The sequence below is a fragment of the Nonomuraea sp. NPDC052129 genome, assembly GCF_040680095.1.
Classification (GTDB): Bacteria; Actinomycetota; Actinomycetes; order Streptosporangiales; family Streptosporangiaceae; genus Nonomuraea.
On record NZ_JBFAVX010000012.1, the window covers coordinates 260,699 to 284,267 of the forward strand.

23 protein-coding genes are annotated in these 23,569 nt (G+C 70.0%); 16 read left to right on the top strand and 7 right to left on the bottom strand.

Annotation, left to right across the window (positions count from 1 at the left end; translation table 11 throughout):
- Positions 1-73: 73 nt before the first annotated feature.
- Positions 74-1,450, bottom strand: coding sequence for a DUF4331 domain-containing protein (locus AB0L53_RS26940; protein WP_363999120.1), 1,377 nt, complete (start codon positions 1,448-1,450; stop codon positions 74-76).
- A gap of 220 nt (positions 1,451-1,670) precedes the next feature.
- On the opposite strand from AB0L53_RS26940, the gene AB0L53_RS26945 reads away from it, so the two are divergent.
- Positions 1,671-3,383 (top strand): ABC transporter ATP-binding protein, encoded by a 1,713-nt coding sequence (locus AB0L53_RS26945; RefSeq protein ID WP_363999123.1) that lies wholly within the window; start codon positions 1,671-1,673, stop codon positions 3,381-3,383.
- 184 nt (positions 3,384-3,567) lie between these two features.
- The gene (locus AB0L53_RS26950; protein ID WP_363999126.1) at positions 3,568-4,392 is read left to right on the top strand and encodes a MurR/RpiR family transcriptional regulator; all 825 of its coding nucleotides are present in this window, start codon (positions 3,568-3,570) and stop codon (positions 4,390-4,392) included.
- A 6-nt stretch (positions 4,393-4,398) separates the two neighbouring features.
- Here AB0L53_RS26950 and AB0L53_RS26955 read toward each other — a convergent pair whose 3' ends face one another.
- From AB0L53_RS26955 to AB0L53_RS26965, 3 genes are read right to left on the bottom strand one after another with little or no spacing between them, the layout of a single operon-like run.
- Positions 4,399-5,145, bottom strand: a complete 747-nt coding sequence (locus AB0L53_RS26955; RefSeq protein WP_363999129.1) for an ABC transporter permease — start codon at positions 5,143-5,145, stop codon at positions 4,399-4,401.
- Complete coding sequence (locus AB0L53_RS26960) at positions 5,142-6,095, bottom strand: ATP-binding cassette domain-containing protein (protein ID WP_363999132.1); 954 nt, start codon at positions 6,093-6,095, stop codon at positions 5,142-5,144. The genes AB0L53_RS26955 and AB0L53_RS26960 overlap by 4 nt, the downstream gene beginning before the upstream one ends.
- A gap of 10 nt (positions 6,096-6,105) precedes the next feature.
- Positions 6,106-6,639, bottom strand: a complete 534-nt coding sequence (locus AB0L53_RS26965) for a PadR family transcriptional regulator (RefSeq protein WP_363999135.1) — start codon at positions 6,637-6,639, stop codon at positions 6,106-6,108.
- Positions 6,640-6,692: 53 nt separating this feature from the next.
- Here AB0L53_RS26965 and AB0L53_RS26970 point away from each other — a divergent pair, with 53 nt between their 5' ends.
- From AB0L53_RS26970 to AB0L53_RS26990, 5 genes are all read left to right on the top strand, one after another.
- Positions 6,693-7,379 carry an SDR family oxidoreductase gene (locus AB0L53_RS26970; RefSeq protein WP_363999138.1) on the top strand — a complete coding sequence of 229 codons (687 nt, stop codon included), beginning with the start codon at positions 6,693-6,695 and terminating at the stop codon, positions 7,377-7,379.
- Positions 7,380-7,529: a hypothetical protein gene (locus AB0L53_RS26975; RefSeq protein WP_363999180.1), complete on the top strand. Its 150-nt coding sequence runs from the start codon at positions 7,380-7,382 to the stop codon at positions 7,527-7,529.
- Positions 7,520-8,866: a formimidoylglutamate deiminase gene (locus AB0L53_RS26980; protein WP_363999141.1), complete on the top strand. Its 1,347-nt coding sequence runs from the start codon at positions 7,520-7,522 to the stop codon at positions 8,864-8,866. Before AB0L53_RS26975 ends, AB0L53_RS26980 begins: the two co-directional genes overlap by 10 nt.
- Positions 8,863-10,026 carry an imidazolonepropionase gene (gene hutI / locus AB0L53_RS26985; RefSeq protein ID WP_363999144.1) on the top strand — a complete coding sequence of 388 codons (1,164 nt, stop codon included), beginning with the start codon at positions 8,863-8,865 and terminating at the stop codon, positions 10,024-10,026. Before AB0L53_RS26980 ends, hutI begins: the two co-directional genes overlap by 4 nt.
- A gap of 105 nt (positions 10,027-10,131) precedes the next feature.
- Positions 10,132-11,073: a sigma-70 family RNA polymerase sigma factor gene (locus tag AB0L53_RS26990; protein WP_357942866.1), complete on the top strand. Its 942-nt coding sequence runs from the start codon at positions 10,132-10,134 to the stop codon at positions 11,071-11,073.
- Between the two features lie 146 nt (positions 11,074-11,219).
- On the opposite strand, the gene AB0L53_RS26995 is transcribed toward AB0L53_RS26990, so the two are convergent.
- Positions 11,220-11,789, bottom strand: coding sequence for a TetR/AcrR family transcriptional regulator (locus AB0L53_RS26995; protein ID WP_363999148.1), 570 nt, complete (start codon positions 11,787-11,789; stop codon positions 11,220-11,222).
- A 113-nt stretch (positions 11,790-11,902) separates the two neighbouring features.
- Here AB0L53_RS26995 and AB0L53_RS27000 point away from each other — a divergent pair, with 113 nt between their 5' ends.
- Positions 11,903-12,700, top strand: coding sequence for an alpha/beta hydrolase (locus tag AB0L53_RS27000; protein WP_363999151.1), 798 nt, complete (start codon positions 11,903-11,905; stop codon positions 12,698-12,700).
- Here the strand turns inward: AB0L53_RS27000 and AB0L53_RS27005 are convergent, their stop codons facing one another.
- Positions 12,701-13,615 carry an iron-siderophore ABC transporter substrate-binding protein gene (locus tag AB0L53_RS27005; protein WP_363999154.1) on the bottom strand — a complete coding sequence of 305 codons (915 nt, stop codon included), beginning with the start codon at positions 13,613-13,615 and terminating at the stop codon, positions 12,701-12,703. It lies immediately after the preceding gene.
- Positions 13,616-13,804: 189 nt separating this feature from the next.
- On the opposite strand from AB0L53_RS27005, the gene AB0L53_RS27010 reads away from it, so the two are divergent.
- From AB0L53_RS27010 to AB0L53_RS27045, 8 genes are all read left to right on the top strand, one after another.
- On the top strand, positions 13,805-15,115 hold the full coding sequence (locus tag AB0L53_RS27010; RefSeq protein ID WP_363999157.1) for an ammonium transporter: 1,311 nt from the start codon (positions 13,805-13,807) through the stop codon (positions 15,113-15,115).
- Positions 15,112-15,450: a P-II family nitrogen regulator gene (locus AB0L53_RS27015; protein WP_184756141.1), complete on the top strand. Its 339-nt coding sequence runs from the start codon at positions 15,112-15,114 to the stop codon at positions 15,448-15,450. Before AB0L53_RS27010 ends, AB0L53_RS27015 begins: the two co-directional genes overlap by 4 nt.
- The gene (locus AB0L53_RS27020) at positions 15,447-17,672 is read left to right on the top strand and encodes a [protein-PII] uridylyltransferase (protein WP_363999160.1); all 2,226 of its coding nucleotides are present in this window, start codon (positions 15,447-15,449) and stop codon (positions 17,670-17,672) included. The genes AB0L53_RS27015 and AB0L53_RS27020 overlap by 4 nt, the downstream gene beginning before the upstream one ends.
- A gap of 131 nt (positions 17,673-17,803) precedes the next feature.
- Positions 17,804-20,701 carry a nitrate- and nitrite sensing domain-containing protein gene (locus AB0L53_RS27025; RefSeq protein ID WP_363999163.1) on the top strand — a complete coding sequence of 966 codons (2,898 nt, stop codon included), beginning with the start codon at positions 17,804-17,806 and terminating at the stop codon, positions 20,699-20,701.
- Between the two features lie 25 nt (positions 20,702-20,726).
- On the top strand, positions 20,727-21,149 hold the full coding sequence (locus tag AB0L53_RS27030; RefSeq protein WP_214641598.1) for a roadblock/LC7 domain-containing protein: 423 nt from the start codon (positions 20,727-20,729) through the stop codon (positions 21,147-21,149).
- A 26-nt stretch (positions 21,150-21,175) separates the two neighbouring features.
- Positions 21,176-21,538 (top strand): DUF742 domain-containing protein, encoded by a 363-nt coding sequence (locus AB0L53_RS27035; protein ID WP_357942881.1) that lies wholly within the window; start codon positions 21,176-21,178, stop codon positions 21,536-21,538.
- A complete protein-coding gene (locus AB0L53_RS27040; protein WP_358537479.1) occupies positions 21,519-22,097 on the top strand; it encodes an ATP/GTP-binding protein in 579 nt (192 codons plus the stop codon). Before AB0L53_RS27035 ends, AB0L53_RS27040 begins: the two co-directional genes overlap by 20 nt.
- 8 nt (positions 22,098-22,105) lie before the next feature.
- Positions 22,106-22,858, top strand: coding sequence for a hypothetical protein (locus AB0L53_RS27045; protein ID WP_363999167.1), 753 nt, complete (start codon positions 22,106-22,108; stop codon positions 22,856-22,858).
- 69 nt (positions 22,859-22,927) lie between these two features.
- Here AB0L53_RS27045 and AB0L53_RS27050 read toward each other — a convergent pair.
- Positions 22,928-23,569, bottom strand: a 642-nt coding sequence (locus AB0L53_RS27050; protein WP_363999170.1) for a TetR/AcrR family transcriptional regulator, incomplete at its 5' end; no start/stop codon positions are given.

Below are 23,569 nucleotides of genomic sequence, written 5' to 3' on the forward strand. Positions count from 1 at the left end.
CGGCGGGAGTTTGGGAGACGGGCCCGCCGCGGGGGGACCGGCCGGCCCGGAGAGGAGGCCGGCCGGTCGGGGCTCACCGCTGGTTCACAGCCACGTTGCTGGGCAGCGGGATGTACGGGAACGAGTCCAGGATGGGCTTGTCGTTCTTGTCGACCTTGTCCGTCAGGCCAGGGACGAGCTTGCCGGACAGCGCGGCGCCGGCCACGGCCTGCAGCGAGATGTCCACGACGTCGTCGGACAGGCGGCGGCCGTTCGGGAAGCCCGCCAGGTCACCGGCCAGTACGCCGAGCCGGTTGGGGTCCTTGGACGGCGGGACCGCCATGTTGAGCCGCAGCATCTCGGCGGGCCGCAGCTTGCCGGCGTCCTTGTTGAGGGTCTGCGAGTTCAGGTCGGCCTTGATCGGCCCGTTGCCCTTGGCGATGCCGGTCAGGAAGATCTCGACCAGGTCGCCGCGCGGGGTCGCCGGCGCCTTGATGCCGTAGATGCCCTCCAGCAGCCTGGCCACCTCGGGGTCGGTGACGCGCTTGACCACGTCCGGGATGCCGGCGTCCTTGACCGGGGGCAGCGAGTTGAACGCGTCCTTCAGACCGGCCGGCATCACGACCTCGTTGACCAGCGGGTTGCCCAGGCGCGAGACCTGGACGTAGCCGTTCGGGCGCCATTTGTCCGTGGTGGACCAGATGCCGACCACCGGGTTGCGCCGGGCGTCGCCCCGGAGTGCCAGGTCGTGGGCGGGCACCTGGACGGCCAGGGTGCTCACGTTGTAGCCCTTGGTGGTGTCCTGGCCGACCTCGGACAGATTGCCGCCGTAGAGCAGGTCGAAGACGCGCAGGTCCAGGAAGAACGCCTCGTCGGACTGGCCGGCGTAGGCCTTGCCGCCGTTCGGGAGGCTCTTGAGGGACTGGGCGCGCAGCGTGCCGTAGTCGGGCATCGAGGCGGGGCCGACGTTGCTCGGCGCGACGATGCCGTCCGAGATGAGCGTCCTGCTGCCGTCCTCGGTGATCCGCTTGAGCGTGTAGTGCTGGCGGAAGAGCAGGTTCTCGTCGTGGAGCGAGGTGACGGGCCCGTTGTTGTACAGGAACGTGGCGTTGCCGCGCCGGTCCTCATCGCGGAACGTCCACTGGTAGACGATGTCGGGCTTGGCGTCGCCGTCGTTGTCGATCTTGATGTTGTAGCGGGACTTGGTGTCGAACGTGTAGAAGTTCGGGCCGCCCTGCGGCTCCTGGAACGGGATCCAGTTGGCCAGCAGCGTCACCGTGTCGGCCTTGTCGGGGCTGACGAACGCGTACACGTCGGTGTTGTCGTTACGCGGGTCCCCCGCGATCATCGGCGCCTCGCGGTGCGAGGAAGCGTCGCCGGAGTCGGTACGGAGCAGGGCGAACGAGGAGGCGGTCAACGCCGCCGCGACGCCCAGTCCGACTAGAGCGCGCCGGTTGATCCGGAGCTCCATGTTCGGTCCTTTCGAGAGTGCTGATCGAGATCGAGAGGTTCCGGCCGGGTTCCTCGACGGCGTATTCGTCGCAACTCCGCGAACGGATGTGTCTTCTCCTCCTCGAGAATGAGACGTCAACGAAGGTTGACATACTTTGGTCGTCAATTTAGGTTGACGGGTGCGGATCGCGATCCGCCGTTCGTTGGGTTTTTCGGGATATATCGCGAGAGGAGACACGGTGATCAGAGAGCTGCTCGCCTACATGCGCCCGCACAGGAAGATCCTGGTGCTCGGGGGGTTACTCGGCCTGGTCGGCTCGGCGGCGGGCCTGGCGATGCCGTTGCTGGCCAAGTACGTGGTGGACGCCTTCGGCCAGGACCGGTCGATGGCCGGGCCGTTGGTCGGGCTGACCGTGGCGGTGCTGGTCGGAGCGGTGGTGTCGGCCCTGGGCACGTACCTGATGGAGCGCACCGGCGAGGGCATCGTGCTGGGCGCGCGGCGCCGGCTCATCGACCGGATGTTCCGGCTGAAGGTCGCCGACGTGGACCGGCTCAAGCCCGGCGACCTGCTGTCGCGGGTGACCGGTGACACGACGCTGTTGCGGGCCGTACTGACCAACGGGGTCGTGAACTCGATCGGCGCGGTGTTCATGCTGGCCGGCGCGATCATCATGATGGCGACCATGGACGGCGTGCTGCTGCTGGTCACGCTGCTCGTGGTGGTGGTGATCGGCGGGCTGACCGGGCTGGTGATGCCCAGGATCCAGCGGGCGCAGAAGCAGGCCCAGGAGGCCGTCGGCGAGATGGGCGCCGTGCTCGACCGGGCGCTGCAGGCGTACCGGACGGTCAAGGCCAGTGGCGCGGAGGAGCGCGAGATCGCGGTCGTCGGCGGCGCCGCCACGCGCGCTCGCGACCGGGGGCTGCAGGTGGCCGGATGGACCTCGCTGGCCGGGGTGGCGACCTGGATGACGGTGCAGATCGCCTTCCTGTGCGTGCTGGCCGTCGGCGGGGCGCGGGTCGCCTCGGGCGTGCTGGAGGTCTCGTCGCTGATCGCGTTCCTGCTGTACCTGTTCTACCTGGTGGCGCCCATCGGGCAGATCGTCGAGGGCATGGTGCAGTTGCAGCAGGGCCTGGCGGCGATGAAGCGGATCAAGGAGATCGAGGACCTGCCCGCCGAGCCCGTCGGCGCCACGATTCCGGCACTCCTCGCGGCGCGGCCGGCGGGGGTGCGGTTCGAGGACGTGGTGTTCCGCTACGGGGACGACCGGCCGATCGTGCACGACGGGGTCAGCTTCGAGGTGCCGCCCGGCGGGCTGACCGCGCTCGTCGGGCCGTCGGGCGCGGGCAAGTCGACGGTGTTCGCCCTGCTGGAGCGGTTCTACGAGCACCAGGACGGATTGATCACGGTCGACGGCCGGGACATCCGCGACTGGCCGCTCGCCGAGCTGCGGGCCACGCTGGGCTATGTCGAGCAGGACGCGCCCGTACTGGCGGGCACTCTCAAGGAGAACCTGCTCTTCGCCGCCCAGAACGCCACCGAGGAGGAGCTGCGGCGCGCGATCACTCGCACCCGCCTGGACGACCTGGTCGCCAGGCTGCCGGAGGGACTCGACACGGCCGTCGGACATCGGGGCGTGCTGTTGTCGGGCGGCGAGCGGCAGCGGGTGGCGATCGCCAGGGCGCTGCTGCGCAAGCCCAGGCTGCTCCTGCTCGACGAGGCCACCTCGCAGCTCGACGCGGTCAACGAACTCCGGCTGCGCGAGGTCATCGCCGAGGTGGCCGCCGAGACGACCGTCCTCGTCATCGCGCACCGCCTGTCCACGGTGACCAACGCGGACCGGATCGTGGTCATGGAGGCGGGCGGGGTACGCGCGGTCGGCACCCATGACGAGCTCGTGGGCCAGGACGACCTCTACCGCGAACTGGCCGCGACCCAGTTCCTGGTGAGCTAGTGCTCTGACAGTGACAGTGGTGAATCTGTTCATTCAGTAGGTCGCACGAACCGCACCGTGCGCGCGCCACAAGGCGCGACGACCGGGCCGTCCTGGAGCTGTTCCCCGACAACGAGCCGCCGACCAGGTGGATCCGTCTGGCGCGGGAGGGATGAGAAGTCGGACAGATGGTGTTGGAGCTGCTGTGACAGGTGGATACCACAGTGGTCTGGCCGGGCTTCTCGACGGGCGACGGCTCTCTCCGGTGCAGCGGCGGATCGCCCACTACCTGTCCGAGCATCTCGACGAGGCGATCTTCCTGTCCAGCGTCGAGCTGGCCGAGCGGTCAGGGGTGAGCCAGCCGTCCGTGACGAGGTTCGCCATGGTGCTCGGCTTCGCCGGCTATCCGGAGCTGCGGCAGGCGCTGCGTCCGCTGGTACTGGGCGGGCCGCCGGAGGAGAGCCTGCTCCAGGGCGCCATCGACAATGAGATCCGTAACCTGGCCGCCGTCAGGGAGCGGCTGGCGGGCCTGCCCCTGAAGGAGTTGGGGGAGTCGCTGGCCGCCACCGAGCCGCTCCCGGTGCTGGGGCTGCGGGTCTCCTGCGGGCTGGCCACCACCTTCGCCTACTACGCGCGGCGGATCCATCCGGAAGTGCGGCTGTTGACCCACGGCGGCTCCGAGCTGATCGAGGGGCTGCACGCCGCGCGGCGCGCGGGCGCCGAATGGCTGCTCGCCGTGGTGCTGCCGCGCTATCCGGCCGAGGTGATCCACGCCCTGGAGTACGCCGAGAAGCTGGGGCTGCGGATCGCCGTCATCTGCGACAAAGCTGACTTCCCCGCCGAGGTGGTGCTTGACGCGCCGGTGGGGGACCGGCTGGTGTTCGACTCCCACGCGGCGCCGCTCACGCTGGCCATGGCCCTGATCGATGCCATGGCCGACGCCGCGCCGCTGCGTACCCAGGCCCGGCTGGAGGAGTACGAGCGGATGACCGACGAGACCGGCGCATTCGTGACCGGCGATCTCCCCTGACCGGGGCTAACCGGCGATCCGGCGCAGTGAGCGCACCGACCAGGTCACGGTCAGCGCGGCCAGCACCAGCATGACCGCGAACGCGATCGGGATCGACCCGTCGGTCAGATTTCCCGCGAACAGCGCCCGGCCCGCCACCACCGGGTGGTACATCGGATTGAACACGGCCACCTTCTGCATCCACTCCGGCGCCAGCGTCATCGGCAGCAGCGCCCCCGACAGCAGCATGACGGGCAGGGCGAAGAACTGCATGATCTGCGCCATGCCGTTCTCGTCCCGCAGCGACAGCGCCAGGCCGTACGCGATGCCGGAGGAGAACAGGCCGGTCACCGCGATGAGCAGCACCATGACGGCGAGTCCGGGCAGGCTGGCGCGCATGCCCATGACCAGCGCGATCACGATCACCACGACCGACTGGAGCATGAGCACGACCCCGTCGCGGAGTGTGCGGCCGAGCACGATCGACGGGCGCCAGGCGGGGCTGACCGCGATGCGCTCCAGGACGCCGCTGCGCAGCTCGTAGATCATGCCGTAGCCGACGCCGATCGCCCCGAACAGCGCGGTGATCACCAGCATGCCCGGCGCGAAGCTCGTGAGCTGCGCGGAGATGGGCTGTCCGGCGGCACCCGCCACCAGCGGGCCGAACAGCAGCAGGTACACCACCGGCTGGACGATGCCGAACAGCGGCCAGATCGGGTTCCTGAACGTGTTGCGCAGCTCGTACACCAGAAAAAGCAGCGTGTGGCGGATCATGCGGCGGCTCCGGTGTCGCGCAGGGATCGGCCGGTCTTGGCCAGGAAGACGTCGTCGAGGGTGGCGCGGTCGAGCGCGATCGAGGACAGGGCGAGGCGCTGCTCCTGCAGCGCCCGCAGCAGTGTGGGCAGGGTGTGCTCGCCGTCGTCGACGTACACGCGCAGCACGTCGTCGTCGACGCGCGTCTCGCGGGCGTACGGCTTGAGCGTCTCGGCGGCCCGGTCCGGCTCGTCCAGCCTGAGCGTGACGACGTCGTCGGCGACCTCGCGCTTGAGCCCGCCCGGTGTGCCCTCGGCCACCACCAGGCCGTGGTCGACGATCACCAGCCGGTCGCACAGCGCGTCGGCCTCGTCGAGGTAGTGGGTGCTGAGCAGCACACTGGTGCCGACCTCGCGCAGTTGCCTGATGCGGTCCCAGAGGTTGGCCCGGTTCTGGGGGTCGAGCCCGGTGGTGGGCTCGTCGAGGAAGAGCAGCGGCGGGCTGTGCACCAGCCCGAGCGCGATGGCCACCCGCCGCTTCTGGCCGCCGGAGAGTGTACGGCCGGGCCGGTCGGCGATCTCCGTCAGGTCGAACCTGGCGAGCACGTCGGCCGTGGCCCCGGCCGGGTCGGGCACACTGTGGATCTTCGCGGCCATGATGATCTGTGCCCGTGGCGTGGTGCTCTCCTCGACCCCGCCGGCCTGGCTGATGTAGCCCAGGTTGCGCCGGACGGCGCTGGGTGCCTTGAGCAGGTCGTGCCCGGCGACGGTGGCGGTGCCGGCGTCGGGTGCGATCAGCGTGGCGAGCATTCTGATCGTGGTCGTCTTGCCGGCGCCGTTCGGGCCGAGGACGCCGAAGATCTCGCCCTTGCCCACTTCGAGGTCGACACCACGGACCGCTTCCACGGTCTGGGTGCCCTTTCTGCCCCTGGTGGTGAATGTCTTGCGTAAGCCGTGCGCGTCAATGATCATTTGCGGTTCCTTACGGTAGTTCGTCGTTCTCGACTCTGATGACCGCCTTCTCCGCCCAGTCGAGGTGCGCGGTGAGCATGGCGACGGTCAGGCGAAGGTTCTCGTCGACATGCCGGGGTGCGCCGTAGCGCTGCTTGACGCCGTAGATGCTCTCCATCGTCTCGATCGACATCCTGAGCTGCCGGATCCTGCCGTCGAGCGCGTCGAGGATCTCCTGCTTGGGCAGGCGGTCCATGAACGTGAGCGCCACCTGGAAGGGGTCGATGATCGGCCTGACGTCGTACCAGGTCTCGAGCAGTTGGCGGTGGAACTCCCTGCGGCCCGCCTCGGTGATCTCGTAGACCGTCTTGCCGCCCTTGCCGCTCTCGACCACCTCAAGCAGGCCCTCTTCGGCCATCTTGCTCAGCCCGTGATAGATCGAGCCGAACGCCACGTTGGCCCAGTGCTCCGCGCCCATCACCTCCAGGTGCCGGCGGACCTGATATCCGTTGAGCGGCTTGTCGAGGAGGCAACCGAGGATGAGCACACGGGTCGAAGAAGACATATTCAAGTTTGTAGTCAAATTTGAACCCCTGTCAAGGTCATAAACTGAGCCGCATGACTGAACGACCGATCGCGCTGGTCACCGGCGCCTCCCGTGGTGTCGGCGAAGCGATTGCCAGGGCACTGGGGCCCACGCACCACGTCATCCTCGGCGGCCGCGACCGCGACGCGCTGGCCGCCCTGGCGGCCGAACTGCCCGACGCCAGGGCGTGGCCGGTCGAGCTGACCGAGGTCGCCGAGGCCGACGTGGTCGGCGTCGAGCGGCTCGACCTGCTGGTGCACAGCGCCGGGATCGGCCTGCTCGGCAAGGTCGCGGAACTGAAGACCGACGTGTGGCGCAGGACGATGGAGCTCAACGTGATCGCCGTCGCCGAGCTCACCCGGCTGCTGCTGCCCGCGCTCAGAGGCGCCGGCGGTCACGTGATCTGCGTCAACTCCGGCGCCGGGCTCCGGGCGAACCCCGGCTGGGGCGCCTACGCGGCGAGCAAGTTCGCGCTGCGGGCCTTCGCCGACGCGCTGCGCCAGGAGGAGGCCGAGCTCAGGGTGACCACCATTTTCCCGGGCCGGGTGGACACCGACATGCAGCGCGGTGTCCGTGAGCAGGAGGGCGGCGACTACCAGCCCGACAAATACCTCAAGCCCGAGTCCGTGGCCCGCGCGGTGCTGGCCGCCGTCAACGCCGGGCCCGACGCGCACCTGACCGAGCTCACGCTGCGGCCCAGCGCGGGCCCGGTCAACTGAATGGATTCATTCACTACCGCGTCCTCGACCCGCTGGGGCGTACGCGGTCCCACCGGCGTGTCCCACTCCCCGGACGAGCATGCCGAGCAGGCAGACTGCGAGGCGGGGGTCGTCGCTCTCGCGAACGTTCTGGAGGACCTGTGTCGGTGACCTACTGGTGCGAGCACGCCTGGCTGCCCGACGGCGTCCACGAAAGCGTGCTCATCAGGGTCGACGGGACCCGAATCGCCGACGTGACGCAGGGCGACCCTGACGGCGCCGAACGCCTGGCGGGCCTGACGATGCCCGGCCTGGCCAACGCCCACTCCCACGCCTTCCACCGGGCGCTGCGCGGCATCACGCAGGCGGGCGCGGGCGACTTCTGGACGTGGCGTGAGCGGATGTACGAGGTGGCCGCGGCGCTCGACCCGGACCGTTATCTCGCGCTGGCCAGGGCCGCCTACGCGGAGATGGCGCTGGCGGGGGTGACCTGCGTGGGCGAGTTCCACTACCTGCACCACACGCCGGACGGCCGGCCGTACGACGACGCGAACGCGATGGGTCACGCGCTCATCCAGGCCGCCCGGGACGCGGGCCTGCGCATCGCGCTGCTCGACACCTGCTACCTGACGGGCGGCATCGGCACGGGCGCGGCGGCCGGTGGCGGCACGGGACTGGTGGGGGCGCAGGTGCGCTTCGGGGACGGGGACGCCGACCGGTGGGCGAGCCGGGCCGACGAGCTGGCCGCCGTCTACAAGGGGCAGCCCGACGTGGAGATCGGCGCGGCCGTCCACTCGGTGCGGGCCGTACCGGCGGAGCAGATGCCGGTGGTCGCCGAGTTCTCCCGCCACCACGCGGCGCCGCTGCACGCGCACGTCTCCGAGCAGCGGGCCGAGAACGCCGCGTGCGTGGAGATGTACGCGGCCAGCCCGGTGCAGGTGCTGCACGAGCGGGGCGTGCTCGGACCGCGCTCCACCGCCGTCCACGCCACCCACCTGAGCGACGTCGACATCGAGCTGCTCGCCCAGTCGGGCACGCACATCTGCATGTGCCCCACCACCGAACGCGACCTGGCCGACGGCATCGGGCCCGCCAGGACGCTGTTCGACCGGGGCGCGCCCATCACGCTCGGCTCCGACAGCCATGCCGTCGTCGACCTGTTCGAGGAGGCCAGGGCGGTCGAGCTGGACGAACGGCTGGCCACCGGCGAGCGCGGCCACTGGCGCGCCGAGGAGCTCCTGACCGCCGCCACGGCCGCGGGCCACACCTCGCTGGGCTTCCCCGACGCCGGGCTGCTGGTGCCGGGCGCGTGGGCGGACCTGGTCTCCGTACGCCTCGACTCGGTCCGTACGGCGGGTGCCGGCGGGGTGGAGGCGGTGGTGTTCGCGGCGACGGCGGCCGACGTGCACTCGGTGATCTCAGGTGGCCGGCACGTCGTGTCGGACGGGCGGCACACGCTGGGGAACGTGGGCGCCATGCTGACCGAGGCGATTGGATGGGTTCGATGACCTCTGTGCTGTTCGACGGGATCAAGCTGCTCTACACCGGGGACCCGGAGCGGGAGGAGATCGAGGACGCGGCGCTGGTCGCCGAGGACGGCCTGGTCACCTGGGTGGGCCCGGCGGAGCGGGCGCCGGACGCCGACGAGCGGGTGGACGCCGGGGGCCGCGCCGTCATCCCGGGGTTCGTGGACAGCCACGCGCACCTGGTGTTCGCCGGTGACCGGACGCACGAGTTCCAGGCGCGCATGTCCGGCGTGCCCTACACCGGTGGCGGCATCAGGACCACGGTCGCCGCCACGCGCGCGGCCTCCGACGCGGAGCTGGCGACGAGAGCCGCCGCCCTGGTCGGCGAGATGCGGGCGCAGGGCACCACGACCGTGGAGATCAAGAGCGGTTACGGGCTGACCGTCGAGGACGAACGGCGCTCGCTGGAGATCGCCACCGGGCTGACCGACGAGACCACCTACCTCGGGGCGCACGTGGTGCCCTCGGGCATCGCGGCCGACGACTACGTGCGGCTGGTCACCGGCGAGATGCTGCGGGCGTGCGCGCCGTACGCCAAGTGGGTGGACGCCTTCTGCGAGCGCGGCGCCTTCGACGGTGACCAGACCAGAGCGGTGCTGGAGGCCGGGATCAAGGCGGGGCTGCAGGCCAGAGTGCACGCCAACCAGCTCGGCGAGGGGCCCGGCGTGCAGATTGCCTGCGAGTTGGGCGCCGCCTCGGCCGACCACTGCACCCACCTGAGCGCCGCCGACGTCGACGCGCTGGCCGCCTGCGCCCCGAAGGACGCCCCTGGCACCGTGGCGACACTGCTGCCCGGCGCCGAGTTCTCCACCCGCTCGCCCTACCCCGACGCCAGGAGGCTGCTCGACGCGGGGGCGGTCGTCGCGCTGGCCACCGACTGCAATCCCGGCTCCTCCTACACCTCGTCGATGGCGTTCTGCGTGGCGCTGGCCGTACGGGAGATGGGCATGACGCCGCTGGAGGCGATCAGGGCCGCGACCCGTGGCGGGGCCCGCGCGCTGCGGCGTACGGACGTAGGCTGGTTGCTACCGGGAGCCCGCGCGGACCTCGTCGTGCTCGACGCTCCTTCCTACGTCCATCTCGCCTATCGGCCGGGTGTTCCCCTCGTTCACCAGGTGTTTCTCGGTGGTCTCCTCCTTTAGGAGGACATCCAGAACCGTCCCCTGGTCGTAGCCCTTTAGGGAATCTTTGCATCTGGCCGGACGTTGGCCGGATAAGAACGTAGCTGCGGAACGAGGTGCCTGGGGATGGCAAGGCCTACGGGGAGTCGCACGCAGGAGCAGCACGTCGCTGATCGCGATCTGCTGGGGACCTACCTGGCGGAGATCGGGCGGGTCCCGCTGCTCACGGCGGAGGAAGAGGTGGAGCTCGCCAAGCGCATCGAGGCGGGCCTCTTCGCCGAGCAGCTGCTCGACAGCGGGGGTGCGGAGCCGCGCATCGGTGACGCGGCCGATGAGGAGCTGGAGCGCGTCGCGGTCTCCGGCCGGCGGGCGAAAGACGAGTTCATCCAGGCGAACCTTCGCCTGGTGGTGGCGGTGGCCCGCAAATACTCGGGCCGCGGGATGCCGCTGATCGACCTGGTCCAGGAAGGGAACCTGGGGCTGGTCCGGGCAGTGGAGAAGTTCGACTACAAGCGGGGGTACAAGTTCTCGACGTACGCCACGTGGTGGATCAGGCAGTCCGTGGGCCGGGCCATCCACGAGCAGGCGCGGCCGGTGCGGCTGCCCACCCACGCGGGTGAGCAGATGACCAGGCTGATGCGGGTGCGCCGGGACATGCTGGCGGAGTTCGACGTCGAGCCGACCGACGAGGACCTCGCCGGGATCCTGGAGCTGCCGATCGAGCGGGTCCGGGAGCTGCGCCGCTGGGCGTCGGACCCGGTGTCGCTGCAGCTCGGCGTGGGCGACGAGGACGAGACCGAGCTGGGCGACATGATCGCCGACGAGACCTGGGCCGATCCGGAGCAGCAGGCGATCGACATCCTGGAGCGCGAGCGGCTCGACCAGTGGCTCACCGACCTTGAAGGCGACACCCGCGACATGCTGCGCTGGCGCTACGGGCTGGTGGACGGTCGCGAGCACACCCTGACCGAGGTGGGCGAGCGCTACGGCATCGGTCGCGACCGCGCCCGCCGCATCGAGCGCGACGCGCTTGCCCGCCTCCGCAAGATGGCGACTGCGGCGGCTTAACAACCAGTTTCTTTTACGGCAGAGCACGGTGGGCCCCTCCCAGCGTGCTCTGCTGGCCTCTGTCCAGGGGCACGCTCCTCCGGTGGAGCGGGCTGGGCGCCGTGACGTGCGCATTCTTGGCCCCGGTCCGTGGATCCCAGCCCCCCTCAGGGGCGCTGCAGGATGCGCCGGAGGAATTCCTCCACCGCCGCCTCCGCCGTTTCGCGGTCGCCGCCCCTGGCGACCAGCAGGGCGCTCTCGTTGATGGCGGCCAGCAGCATGTGGGCGTGCAGATCCAGGAAGCCGTCGGGGACGGCGTCCGTGGCGCGTAGCGCGCCCTTCAGCATGCCGAAGGAGTAGCGCTCCTCCATCGCCCGCCACCGCTCCCACCCCAGCACCGACGGCGCGTCGATCAGCACGATGCGCTGGATCACCGGATCGCCCGCGAGCCTGATCCAGGCCAGAACGCCGGCCCGCAGCGCCTCAGCGGGGTCGGTGATGCCCGCGACCGCCTCGACGATCTTGACGCCGATCCCCGCCTCCGTCGCCTCCAGCACCGCCTCGAACAGCGCGTCCTTGCCCGCGTAGTGGTGGTAGAGGGCGCCTCGGCTCAGGCCTGACTCCTGGAGGACCGCCTCGATCGAGGTGCCCTCGTAGCCGTGCTCGGCGAACAGCCGCGTGGCGATCGTGAGGAGCTGGTCGCGGGTGGCCGCGCCGCGTTCCGCCTTGAGGTTCATGGAACCACTGTAGGAGCGGACCTCCGCCGACCGGCCATGGACAAACCGACAGTCGGTCTGTAATTTCGTATACCGACAGTCGGTTTGTAATCCAGGCAGAGGAGAGCAAGACCATGAACGACATCAACTACGTGGACGTCGGCGACGGACCGGTCGCCCTGTTCGTGCACGGCGTCGCCACCAGCTCGTACCTGTGGCGCAACGTCATCGCCGAGCTGCGCGACGAGCGCCGGTGCGTGGCGATCGACCTGCCCCTGCACGGCGGCAGCGCGCCACGCGCGGACCTGTCGATCCCCGCGATGGCCGAGGCGGTGGAGGAGCTCTGCGCCGAGCTCGGGCTGGACCAGGTCGACCTGGTCGCCAACGACACGGGCGGCGCGGTGGCGCAGGTCTTCGCCGTACGCCACCCGGAGCGGCTGCGCTCACTCACGCTCACCAACTGCGACGTCCACACCAACACGCCGCCGGAGTCGTTCCAGCCCACGGTCGACCTGGCCGCCCGGGGCGAGCTCGCGCCGCTGACCGCAGCCCTGCTGGACCAGCCGGAGCTGCTGGCCCAGACGGCGTTCGGCGACGGCTACGAGCACATCGACGATCCGGCGGACCTGGTCGACCACTACCTGCGGCCGATCCTCGACAAGCCCGACGGCCCGCGCGCCTTCGAGCGGCTGCTGACCTCGATCGACGCCAAGGACATGGTCGCGATCGAGCCGCTGCTCACCGTGCTGGCCGTGCCGACGCTGGTGGTGTGGGGGACCGGCGACGTCTTCTTCGACGTGAGCTGGGCCCGCTGGCTGCGCGACACGATCCCGGGCGTCAAGGAGATCGTGGAGATCGAGGGCGGGCGGTTGTTCTTCCCTGACGAGCGGGCCGGCGAGCTGGTGCCGCACCTGCGCCGGTTCTGGGGCTGATCAGGCGAGCGGGGCCAGGTACTTGTCCAGGTCGTCGAGGATCCCGCCGGCGGCCGTGACGCCGATGCCGAGCATCCAGACCTCGTCGTCCACGTTGTGGGCGTTGCCCGACTTGACCGCTCCGAGGTTCTTCCAGAGCGGACCGCCGGTCACCGACGCCTGGCTCTTGGCCGCCGCCTGGCCGTAGGCGGTGTAGAAGACGGCGTCGGCGTCGGCCTGGGCGATGTTCTCCTGGCTCAGCTTGCCGAAGCGCTTGTCCTGCTGCGTGGCCAGTTGCTGCGTCTCCGGGCGGGGGATGCCGGCGTCGCCGACGACGATGCCGCTGAAGGACTCGGGGCCGTACATCCGGATCTCCGTCGGCATGAAGCGGACGATGCTCACCTTCAGCTTCGCGTACTTGGCGCCGACCTGCTTGGCCCGCGTCTCGTAGGCCGACAGCAGCCCGGCCGCCTGGTCCTTCTTGCCCAGGGCCTCGGCGTCGAGCAGGAAGTTCTGCTTCCAGGTGACGCCGACCTTCTCCGTGAACACGGTCGGGGCGATCTTGCTGAGCTTGTCGTAGAAGGCCGCCTGCCGGAACTTGGTGCCGAGGATGAGGTCCGGCTTGAGCGCCATGATGGCCTCGATGTTCGGCTGCTGGAGGGTGCCGACCGCTTTGGTCGCCGACAGCGCCGAGCCGAGGTACTTCGGCCACGCCTGGCTCTCGGTGGCCTGGGCCGCGCCCACGGGGGCCAGGCCCAGCGAGACCATCGTGTCGAGTTTGTCGGTGTCGAGCACCACGACCCGCTTAGGCTCCAGTGGCACCTTCGTCTGGCCCATGGCGTGGGTGACCGTCCTGGTCGGCCCCGCCTGCTGGGCGGTGGTGGAGGTGCCGCAGGCGGCGAGCGCGAGAAGGGGCAGCAGGAACGCCAGACGCATTGGGGGATCCCTTGATCGATTAGGTTAGGCAAGCCTAAGTCTATGCCCGAATATTCGGCACGCGCTGTCCGAAACATGGACGAAACACCAGTGGGACGAGATTCACGAATGTGAAACACACCCGGTCGAGCCACGAAACGCCGGGCGAACACGCTGTGGCCACACGTCACATGTAAGGAGGGTCGCGTCGTGAAGATCGACAGCGGCACGACGGCCTGGATGCTAGCGGCCACCGCGCTGGTGCTGCTCATGACACCAGGGCTCGCGTTTTTCTACGGGGGCATGACCAGGGCCAAGAGTGTCCTGAACATGATGATGATGTCGTTCGTCAGCATCATCACCGTCACCATCGCCTGGGTGCTCTACGGACACTCGCTGGCGTTCACCGACAACAGCATGTCGTGGCTGAACAACTTCGTCGGTGGTCTCGACGCGCTCGGGCTGCAGAGCCTGGTCGAGACCGCTACCAAGACCGACGGCACCGGCATGCCCAGCCTGGTCTTCTCGGCCTTCCAGCTGACGTTCGCCATCATCACCGTCGCGCTGATCAGCGGCGCCATCGCCGACCGGGCCAAGTTCGGCGCCTGGGTGCTGTTCAGCTTCGTCTGGGCGAGCATCGTCTACTTCCCCGTGGCCCACTGGGTGTGGGGCACCGGCTGGCTGAACGCCCTGGGCATCGAGGACTTCGCCGGCGGCACGGTCGTCCACATCAACGCCGGTGCCGCGGCGCTGGCGCTGGCCCTGGTGCTGGGCAAGCGCAAGGGCTGGCGCAAGGAGCCGATGCGGCCGCACAACCTGACACTGGTGCTGCTCGGTGTGGGCCTCCTGTGGTTCGGCTGGTTCGGCTTCAACGCGGGCTCCGAGCTGGCGGTCGACGGGACGGCCGGCCTGGCGTTCATGAACACCCAGATCGCCACCGCCGTCGCGGCCGGCGCCTGGATCGTGGTGGAGAAGCTGCGTGACGGCCACGCCACCAGCCTCGGTGTCGCCTCCGGCGCAGTCGCCGGTCTGGTCGCCATCACCCCCGCCTGTGGGTTCATCGACCCCTGGGCCGCGATGCTGCTCGGCCTGATCGCCGGCGCGGTGTGCGCCTACGCGGTCGGCCTGAAGTACCGCTTCAACTTCGACGACTCGCTCGACGTGGTCGGCGTGCACCTGGTCGGCGGCGTGATCGGCGCCGTCTCGCTCGGCTTCCTGGCCGTGTACCCCTTCCTGGACCAGCAGAACAAGGGCCTCTTCTACGGCGGCGGCTTCACCCAGCTCGGCCTCCAGGTGCTCGGCCCGATCGCGATCGGCGGTTACTCCTTCATCGTGACCTGGGTCATCGGTAAGATCATCGACAAGACGATGGGCTTCCGCATCCCGGTCGAGGACGAGGTCACCGGCATCGACGTCACCACCCACGCCGAGACGGGATACGACCTCGGCACGGTCCACGCCTCGGGCGTGAGCTCCCCGAACGGCCCTCTGGCCCCGGTAACCAAGAAGGTGGAAGCATGAGGCTCATCACCGCCGTCATCAAGCCGTTCAAGCTGGACGACGTGAAGGCCGCCCTCGAACAGTTCGGCGTCAAGGGCATGACGGTCAGCGAGGCCAGCGGCTACGGCCGCCAGCGCGGCCACACCGAGGTCTACCGCGGCGCCGAATACCAGGTGGACCTTGTCCCCAAGGTGCGCCTCGAGGTGCTGACCGAAGAGGAAGACGCCGAGGACGTGATCGACGTCATCGTCAAGGCAGCCCAGACAGGCAAGATCGGTGACGGCAAGGTGTGGTCCGTCCCGGTCGACACGGTGATCCGGGTCCGCACCGGAGAGCGGGGTCCAGAGGCCCTGTGAGGGGTGAGGCTCGTACCTACGCCGCGGCCCGCAAGGAGCGGGCCGCGGACACTGACCGCTGGCTCAAAGACCTCTTCCGTACGGCGAGTGACGGCGAGCACGTCGCACTGGTCGCCGTAGGGAGCCTGGGGCGCGGCGAGCTGGCCCCCGGCAGCGACCTCGACCTCGTCCTCCTGCACAACGGCAGGGACGACGTGGCGCGGATCGCCGACCGCGTCTGGTATCCGATCTGGGACTCCGCCGTCGGCCTCGACCACTCGGTGCGAACCGTGGACGAGGCCGTGGCGGTCGCCCGCGACGATCTCAAAGCCGTGCTGGGCCTCATCCAGGCCAGGCACATAGCGGGCGATCCCGAGCTGACGAAGAAGGCCAGGGAGTCCGTGCTCGCCGAATGGCGCGCCGACTCCCGCCGCCGGCTCGGCGAGCTGCGTGAGGCGGCGGACCGGCGCGCACAGGTCAGCGGCGAGCTGGCCTTCCTTCTCGAACCCGACCTCAAGGACGGCCGCGGCGGCCTTCGCGACGTCCAAGCCATGCAGGCCGTGGCAGCGGCCTGGGTCGCCTCCGCGCCCGGTCCCCGGGCGCGTGAGGCCTATGAGTTCATCCTCGACGTACGCCACGCCCTGCACATCGTCACCGCGCGGGGCGCCGACAGGCTCGTGCTCCAGGAGCAGGAAGCCGTCGCCGGGCTACTTGGGCTGCTCGACGCCGAAGCGCTGATGCGCAGGCTCGCCGAGGCCGGCCGGACGATCTCCCACGCCTTCGACACCACCTGGCGCACGGTTGACAGGCTGGTGTCGGGACCGGCTCCACGGGGACGCCGGCCGCTGGCCGACGGCGTGGTCGAGCACGGTGGTGAAGTGGTGCTCGCTCGTGGCGTCGACCCGCGCAAGGACCCGGTCCTGGTGCTGCGTGCCGCCGCCGCGGCGGCCGACTCGGGGCTGCCGCTCGCCCCCGCCACCATGTCCGTTCTGGCCGCTCAGTCGCCCCCCATGCCCGTGCCGTGGCCCGAGGAGGCCCGTGACGCGCTGGTGTCCATCCTGGGCGCGGGCCGTGCCGCCGTTCCGGTCTGGGAGGAACTTGACCAAGCTGGCATTTTGGTCAGGCTGCTTCCTGACTGGGAGCGCGTACGACACCGCCCGCAGCGCCACCCGATCCACCGTTTCACCGTCGACCGGCACCTGATCGAGGCCGCCGCCAACGCCGCCAGCCACACGCGCGAGGTCTCCCGCCCCGACCTGCTGCTGATCTCGGCGCTGCTGCACGACATCGGCAAGGGCTGGCCCGGCGACCACTCGGTGACCGGCGAGGTCGTGGTCCGCGACATCGGGGCCCGCATCGGCCTGCCCGCCGCCGACGTCGAGACGCTGGCCACCGTCGTACGCCACCATCTGCTGCTGCCCGAGACCGCCACCCGCAGGGACCTCGACGACCCCGTCACGATCGAGAAGGTCGCCGGCACGGTCGGCTCGCGCGAGGTGCTGGACCTGCTCGCCGCGCTGGCCGTCTCCGACGGGCACGCCACCGGCCCGGCCGCCTGGAACGCCTGGAAGGCCGGGCTCGTCGCTGACCTCGTACGCCGCGTCCGTTCCGTGCTGTCCGGCGCGCCGCCGCCCAAGGCGCCCAGCCTGTCGGCCGAGCAGGCCGCGCTGGCCCGGCACGGCGGCGCCGCCATCCGCGTCCATGGGGGAGCCGTCACTGTCGTCGCCCCCGACCGGGCCGGGCTCCTGTGGAGCGCCGCCGGCGTGCTGGCCGCGCATCGCTTGATCGTCCGCTCCGCCTCGTCCGCTGCCGCCGGCTCCACCGCGGTGATCGAGTTCTCCGTCGTCCCCGAATACGGCACGCCGCCGGACCCCGCCACTCTGGAGGCCGATCTCCGTCTGGTCCTTGCTGGGCGTCTTGACATCGAGCAGCGTCTTGCCCGTCGTACGAGGTCTATGAGACCCCCTCGTGTTCCTGTCGCACCGCCCCGTGTCACCTTGGTAGACGATGCCTCCGCGACCGCCACTGTGGTCGAAGTCAGAGCCCATGACAGACCGGGACTCCTGTGGCGCATTGGACGGGCTTTCGGCGAATGTGGTCTTGACGTGAGGGCCGCTCGCGTGGAGACTCTCGGCGCGGAGGCGGTGGACGTCTTCTACGTGGTCGATCGTGCCGGACGGCCCCTCAGCGACGGCGCCCAGCGGACCCAAGTCCGCGATCAGGTGCTTGCGGCACTTCGATAACCAACAGCACGCACGAGTTACGGGTATGTTTTGCAGCGACGTGCCCGTTTTGCCGGGAAAGTCGGGTGCTTTATCTAGTGGACGGGCTCAACCCGCCGACAGAACGGGATGATTGAGGGGTAGCGGAAGCAGTGACTACGGGGAACTCCGAAGGCGGCCAAACCGCCAGGCAGGCCCGCGGAAAGCGGCTGCTGCCCCGGCTGGGGCTGCGTAACTGGCGCGTGAGATGGCGTCTCACCGCGCTGGTCCTCGTTCCCACCATGGCGGGAGTCGTGCTCGGGGGAGCGCGCGTGGTGGGCTCGGTTCAGAGCATCGGCGATTACGACCGCACGGCGCTCGCCGCGGAGCAGGCCGGTCACATCCGCGACCTGGTACAAGCGCTCGGGCTGGAGCGTGACACCGGCGGCTGGCTGGCCGCCTCCAGCAAGGTGCGCAAGAAGCTCACCGAGCCGTACAAAGAGCGCAAGGCGAAGGTCGACGCGCTGGTCAAGACCGTGCAGGCCGACATGGCGGTCATGGACGAGTCCTACGGCGACCGCGTGCTCAACGCGGTCAAGCGGGCCCGCTACGACTTCAACGTCCTGAACAGGACCCGCAGCGAGGGCCAGAAGGACACCACCCGCTACGACTCGCTGCTCGACACGCTGCTCAAGCTGCACGACGAGCTGAGCCTGCTCAGCGACGACTCGCAGATCATCGGCCAGTTCCGCGCGCTGAGCGCGCTGGCGCGCGCGAAGGAGGAGGTCTCCAAGCAGCGCGTCCAGCTGCTCAAGGGCTACTACAACTCCGCGAGCGTGGACGCCAAGGAGGTCGAGCGGTTCATCGCCTCCAACGCCAGGCAGCGCGCGGAGATCGCCTCCGTCGGCCAGGAGGCCGGACCGGTCGTCGGCCTCGCGCTGTCGAAGGCGCTGACGGCGCCCGAGTACTACAACACCGAGCTGACCAAGGCCCGCGCCATCACGCTCGCCGCAGGAAAGGCGCCCGGCGTCAGGATCAGGGACGACCTGCTCGCCCAGACCGACCGCAAGAAGCCGGCGCCGGACCAGTGGTTCGACGACAACGCCACCGCCATCGACATCCTGCACTCCGTCGAGGGCGACCTGAGCCAGAAGGTGGCGCTGCGCAGCCAGGAGCTACGCGACTCCGAGACCCGCAACGCGATCATCGCCGGTGTGCTCATCGTGGCGCTGCTGCTGCTCGTCCTGCTGTTCACCGTCGCGATCGCCCGCTCGATGGTCACGCCGCTGCGCCGCCTGCGCACCGAGGCCCTGGAGATCGCCGGGTTCCGGCTACCCGACGTGGTGCGCAAGCTCCGCGTCACCGGTGACGCCCCCGCCGACGTCCGCCCGATCGAGATCGAGGGCGACGACGAGATCGGCGACGTGGCCAGGGCCTTCGACCAGGTGCACCGCCAGGCCGTACGGCTGGCGGGCGAGGAGGCCGACCTCCGCAGCAACATCAGCTCGATGTTCGTCAACCTTTCGCGCCGCACCCAGACGCTGGTCGAGCGGCAGATCTCACTGATCGACGGCCTGGAGAAGGGCGAGCAGGACGGCGCCCGCCTGGCCGACCTGTTCAAGCTCGACCACCTGGCCACCCGCATGCGGCGCAACTCGGAGAACCTCCTGGTCCTGGCCGGGCACGAGGCCACCCGCCGGCGCAGCCAGCCGGCCAAGCTGGTCGACGTGGTCCGCGCGGCGCTGTCGGAGGTCGAGGGCTACGAGCGCGTCCAGGTCAAGGTGCACCGAGCCACCTCGGTGCTCGGCAGCGCGGCCAACGACCTCGTCCACCTGGTGGCCGAGCTGGTCGAGAACGCCATCCAGTTCTCCCCGAACAACTCCAACGTCGTGGTGTCGAGCAGCCTCATCGAAGGCGGCGGCGCGCTGCTGTCGGTGAACGACGTCGGCATCAGCATGACCGACGACGAGCTCGCCGAGGCCAACCGGCGCCTGGCCGAGCCGCCGGTCGTGGACGTGTCGGTGTCGCGGCGCATGGGCCTGTTCGTGGTCGGCCGGCTGGCGCTGCGCCACGGCATCCGGGTCCAGCTGCGCAAGGGCGAAGGCACCGGGCTGATCGCCATGGTGCTGCTGCCGCCGTCGCTGATCCCCGACGGCTCCCGGCCGTCGCTGCCCCAGCGGCCCGCGTTCGGCGCCGCTACGCCCGCGAACGGCGCGCCTCCGGCCACGCCGTCCAACGGGGTGCCCGCGCCCAACGGCACGTTCCGGTCGTTCGCCAGCTTCGACTCCTTCGACACCGGCTCCGGGGCATCGCGTACCCCCTTCACGGCCGACACCGACGGCGGGGCTCACCGGCCGTCCTTCGACTCGGGCAACTACCCGTCGTACCCGAGCCAGTCCCCGTCGTACCCCAACCCGAGCCAGTCGCCGTCGTATCCCACTCCGGACCAGGGGTCGCGGTCGCCCGGCCGCGCGTATCCGGTGCAGCCGCCGGCGTCCGGGCCGCAGTATCCGGCCCAGCCCCCGTCGTACCCCAGCCAGGAACGTACCGGTGCCTTCCCCTCCTACCCCGGTCCCGGCTCTGATGGTGCGTTCCAGACGCCCTACAGCACCGGTGAGCCGCGTAGGCAGGACGCCCCGCCGTCGGTGGACGTCTCGCCCATGGAGCCCGGTCAGGAGGAGTTCCTGCCGATCTTCGCCGCCGTGGAATCCGCCTGGTTCCGCCGGCCGTCGGAAGAGCGGGCACCGGATTCGCCGAGCCGGGATGAGTCGACCCCCACACAAGCCATACTCTCTGTGGAGGATTCGTGGCGAAACCCCGCTGACGCCGGTTGGCAGGCGGCGGCCGCCGCGAGCGATCCCAGCCTTGGGGGCACCACGTCCTCGGGGCTACCCAAGCGCACTCCCAAGGCGAACCTGGTTCCTGGTACGGCCGGCCAACCGCAGCAGTCGCAGCGGCAGGCCCCGATGCCACCAGTCTCCGCCGAGCGATCGCGCAGCAGGTTGGCGAGCTTCCAGCAGGGAGTACGCCGGGGTCGTGCGGAAGTACGTGGACAGGAGGAACAACAGTGATTGAGCGTCCTGCCGGGGAGGGCGAGTGACCACCCTTAGCCATGAGGCCCACAGGTTCGACTGGCTGATCACCGACTTCGTGCGGAACACGCCCGGAGTCGCGCATGCCGTCGTCGTCTCGGCCGACGGCCTCTGCCTGGCCAGCTCCGAGGGCTTCCCGCCGGACCGCGCCGACCAGCTCGCCGCGGTGTCCGCGGGCCTGCTGAGCCTGACCGTGGGCGCGTCCCGGGTGTTCGAGGGCGGCTCCGTGTCGCAGACCGTCGTCGAGATGCAGCGCGGGCTGCTCGTCGTGATGGCGATCAGCGACGGCTCCGTCCTCACCGTGTTGGCGGGGATCGACTGCGACATGGGACTGGTGGCGTACCAGATGACGCTGCTCGTCGACAGGGCGGGCCAGGCGCTGACGCCGGCCCTGCGCGCGGAGCTTCAGGCGGCCAGGACGCGGTGATGCAATGGAACTGATGGGGGAGGGCCGTGTACGGCATTGACGGAACCGGGGACGATGAGCCCCTGTTCCGTCCGTACGCGGTGACCGGCGGCCGCTCAGAGCCGCGCTACCACCTGGCGATGGAGACGCTGATCTCGTCGATGTCCATACCGGATGACGAGATGTCCATGCTCACTCCCGAGCAGGAGGCCATCATGCAGCTCTGCCGCTCGTTCCGGTCGGTCGCCGAGATCTCGGCCCTGCTCCGCGTCCCGCTGGGCGTGGCTCGAGTGCTCGTGGCGGACATGTCCGACGAAGGACTTGTCCGCCTGCACCAGCCACGTCTCAGCGAGGGACAGCCAGACCTCAACATGCTCGAAAGGGTGCTCAGTGGACTACGCAGGCTCTAGCCCCGGCCTGACGTCGACGAAGATCGTCGTCGCGGGCGGGTTCGGCGTCGGCAAGACGACGTTCGTGGGGGCGGTGTCCGAGATCCTGCCGCTCACCACGGAAGCGGTGATGACCGACGCGTCCGCGGGCATCGACGACCTCGGCATGACGCCGAACAAGCAGACGACGACCGTCGCCATGGACTTCGGGCGCGTGTCGTTGGACCGTGACCTGATCCTTTACCTGTTCGGCACGCCCGGCCAGCACCGGTTCTGGTTCATGTGGGACGACCTCGTGCGCGGCGCGATCGGCGCCGTGGTGCTGCTCGACACGCGGCGTCTGGCCGACAGCTTCCCGGCGATCGACTACTTCGAAGAGGCCAAGCTGCCGTTCGTGGTCGGCGTCAACGGCTGGGAGGGTCAGTTCCCGCACTCGGAAGAAGAGGTGCGCGAGGCGCTGGCGCTGTCGTCGAACGTGCCGATCGTGCGTACGGACGCGCGGCACCGCGAGTCGGTGAAGGGGACGCTGATCTCGCTCGTCGAGCACGTCGTTCGCCTGCGTGCGGCGCCCGTCTCCTAGCGGGCATCATGTGGATCGCGCTCGCCGCCGCTGCGGTGGTGCTCGGCGTGGCCGTCTGGTGGGCCCGTCGTGTCTACATACCTGGCTCATCCGGCTCGGTTACGGCTGGGAACAGGGCGGGGTGGGAGGCGCGGCTGGACGAAGAGGCCGCGACCGCGCTGCTGGAAGGTCTGAGGGCCTATGCCGACGCGGGGAACGCGGTGGACATCGGCGGGGAGTGCGGCGTCCTGACGGTGTTCGAGCCACCGCGGCTCATCTCGCTCGACCTGCTGGCCGGCCGCTTCGCCGCCCGGGGGCAGGAGGCCATGCACGACCCGCAGACCACGGTCGGCGCGTTGCTGGCCGGCTTCCTGGCCACCGAGGAGCCGGGGGTGCTGCACCTGCGCCCAGGCTGGACGGATGGCGAGGGCTTCGCCGCCAGGGTACGCGCGATCGTCCGCTCCGAGGCCGCCGTACCGGGTGGGAGCGCTCTGGGCGTGCTGGGAGTCGCCGTGCCGGATGACGACGGGCGGTCTGGCACCACGCTGCTGCTCGACCTGGCCCGAATCCGTGACCAGTACGAAGAGTCGCGGGCCCGGCAGCCGGGAGCGCCCGATGAGGTGGTGCTCCGGAGCGTGCTGACGAGCGCGATCGCCAACGGCGGCCCTGGCCTGACCTGGACCATGCCGCCTACGGACCGGCAACTCGGCAACGCGCTCGCCACCGCGGCGCTGCCTGATCGCCGGCCCGCACCCACGGTCAAGGAAGCGGCCGACCACTAGCGGAACCAGCCGAGCGGGGCTCGTCAGGCCGATCCGACCCGCGGGGCGACCATTCCGGAGCGGGGCCGACTAGGCCGATCCGGCCCGGCGGGTGATCAGGGCGTCGATGCCGTCCAGGACGCGTTCGAGGCCGAACTCGAAGGCGTGTTCCGCGCTGTAGGCGCCGCCCAGGGCCTCCGCCGCGGCCTGTCCGACTCGGGAGGCCGTGGGCCAGCGCGACGCGTCAGTGATTCGGCTGAGGAACGGGGCGTGCGCCGCCCACCACTGCTCGTCCGTCAGCCCGGTCTGGCTCTCCGCCTGCGCGGCCTCCACCGCCCCCCGGGCCGTGCCGTGCACGAACCCGGTCACCAGGGTGATCACGGAGTCCATCTCCACGTCCGTCAGCCCGATGCCGTCGACGGCGCGCAGCTCGTAGTCGTATTTGGCCGTGGTGTTCGGTCCCAGCACCGGGCGGTTGGTCGCCACCTGCAGGAGCCAGGGGTGGCGCTGGTAGAGCGCCCAGTTCTCCTTGGCGATGAGTGTCAGCCTGGCCCGCCAGTCGCCCGGCGATTCCTCCGGCCCGGCCGTCTCGCCGTAACCCGTCTCGCCGTACACGGTGTCGAGCATGACGTCGAGCAGTTCCGGCTTGCCTGGCACGTACGTGTAGAGCGACATCGTGCCGACGCCCAGCCGCTCGGCGACGCGGCGCATCGACAGCGCCTGGAGGCCCTC

Excerpts from the sequence above, each read along its gene's own strand:
- AB0L53_RS26940 (WP_363999120.1), bottom strand. The coding sequence starts at position 1,450 with ATGGAGCTCCGGATCAACCGGCGCGCTCTAGTCGGACTGGGCGTCGCG.
- AB0L53_RS26955 (WP_363999129.1), bottom strand. The coding sequence starts at position 5,145 with ATGATCCGCCACACGCTGCTTTTTCTGGTGTACGAGCTGCGCAACACG.
- AB0L53_RS26960 (WP_363999132.1), bottom strand. The coding sequence starts at position 6,095 with ATGATCATTGACGCGCACGGCTTACGCAAGACATTCACCACCAGGGGC.
- AB0L53_RS26965 (WP_363999135.1), bottom strand. The coding sequence starts at position 6,639 with ATGTCTTCTTCGACCCGTGTGCTCATCCTCGGTTGCCTCCTCGACAAG.
- AB0L53_RS26970 (WP_363999138.1), top strand. The coding sequence starts at position 6,693 with ATGACTGAACGACCGATCGCGCTGGTCACCGGCGCCTCCCGTGGTGTC.
- AB0L53_RS26975 (WP_363999180.1), top strand. The coding sequence starts at position 7,380 with ATGGATTCATTCACTACCGCGTCCTCGACCCGCTGGGGCGTACGCGGT.
- hutI (WP_363999144.1), top strand. The coding sequence starts at position 8,863 with ATGACCTCTGTGCTGTTCGACGGGATCAAGCTGCTCTACACCGGGGAC.
- AB0L53_RS26990 (WP_357942866.1), top strand. The coding sequence starts at position 10,132 with ATGGCAAGGCCTACGGGGAGTCGCACGCAGGAGCAGCACGTCGCTGAT.
- AB0L53_RS26995 (WP_363999148.1), bottom strand. The coding sequence starts at position 11,789 with ATGAACCTCAAGGCGGAACGCGGCGCGGCCACCCGCGACCAGCTCCTC.
- AB0L53_RS27000 (WP_363999151.1), top strand. The coding sequence starts at position 11,903 with ATGAACGACATCAACTACGTGGACGTCGGCGACGGACCGGTCGCCCTG.
- AB0L53_RS27005 (WP_363999154.1), bottom strand. The coding sequence starts at position 13,615 with ATGCGTCTGGCGTTCCTGCTGCCCCTTCTCGCGCTCGCCGCCTGCGGC.
- AB0L53_RS27015 (WP_184756141.1), top strand. The coding sequence starts at position 15,112 with ATGAGGCTCATCACCGCCGTCATCAAGCCGTTCAAGCTGGACGACGTG.
- AB0L53_RS27045 (WP_363999167.1), top strand. The coding sequence starts at position 22,106 with ATGTGGATCGCGCTCGCCGCCGCTGCGGTGGTGCTCGGCGTGGCCGTC.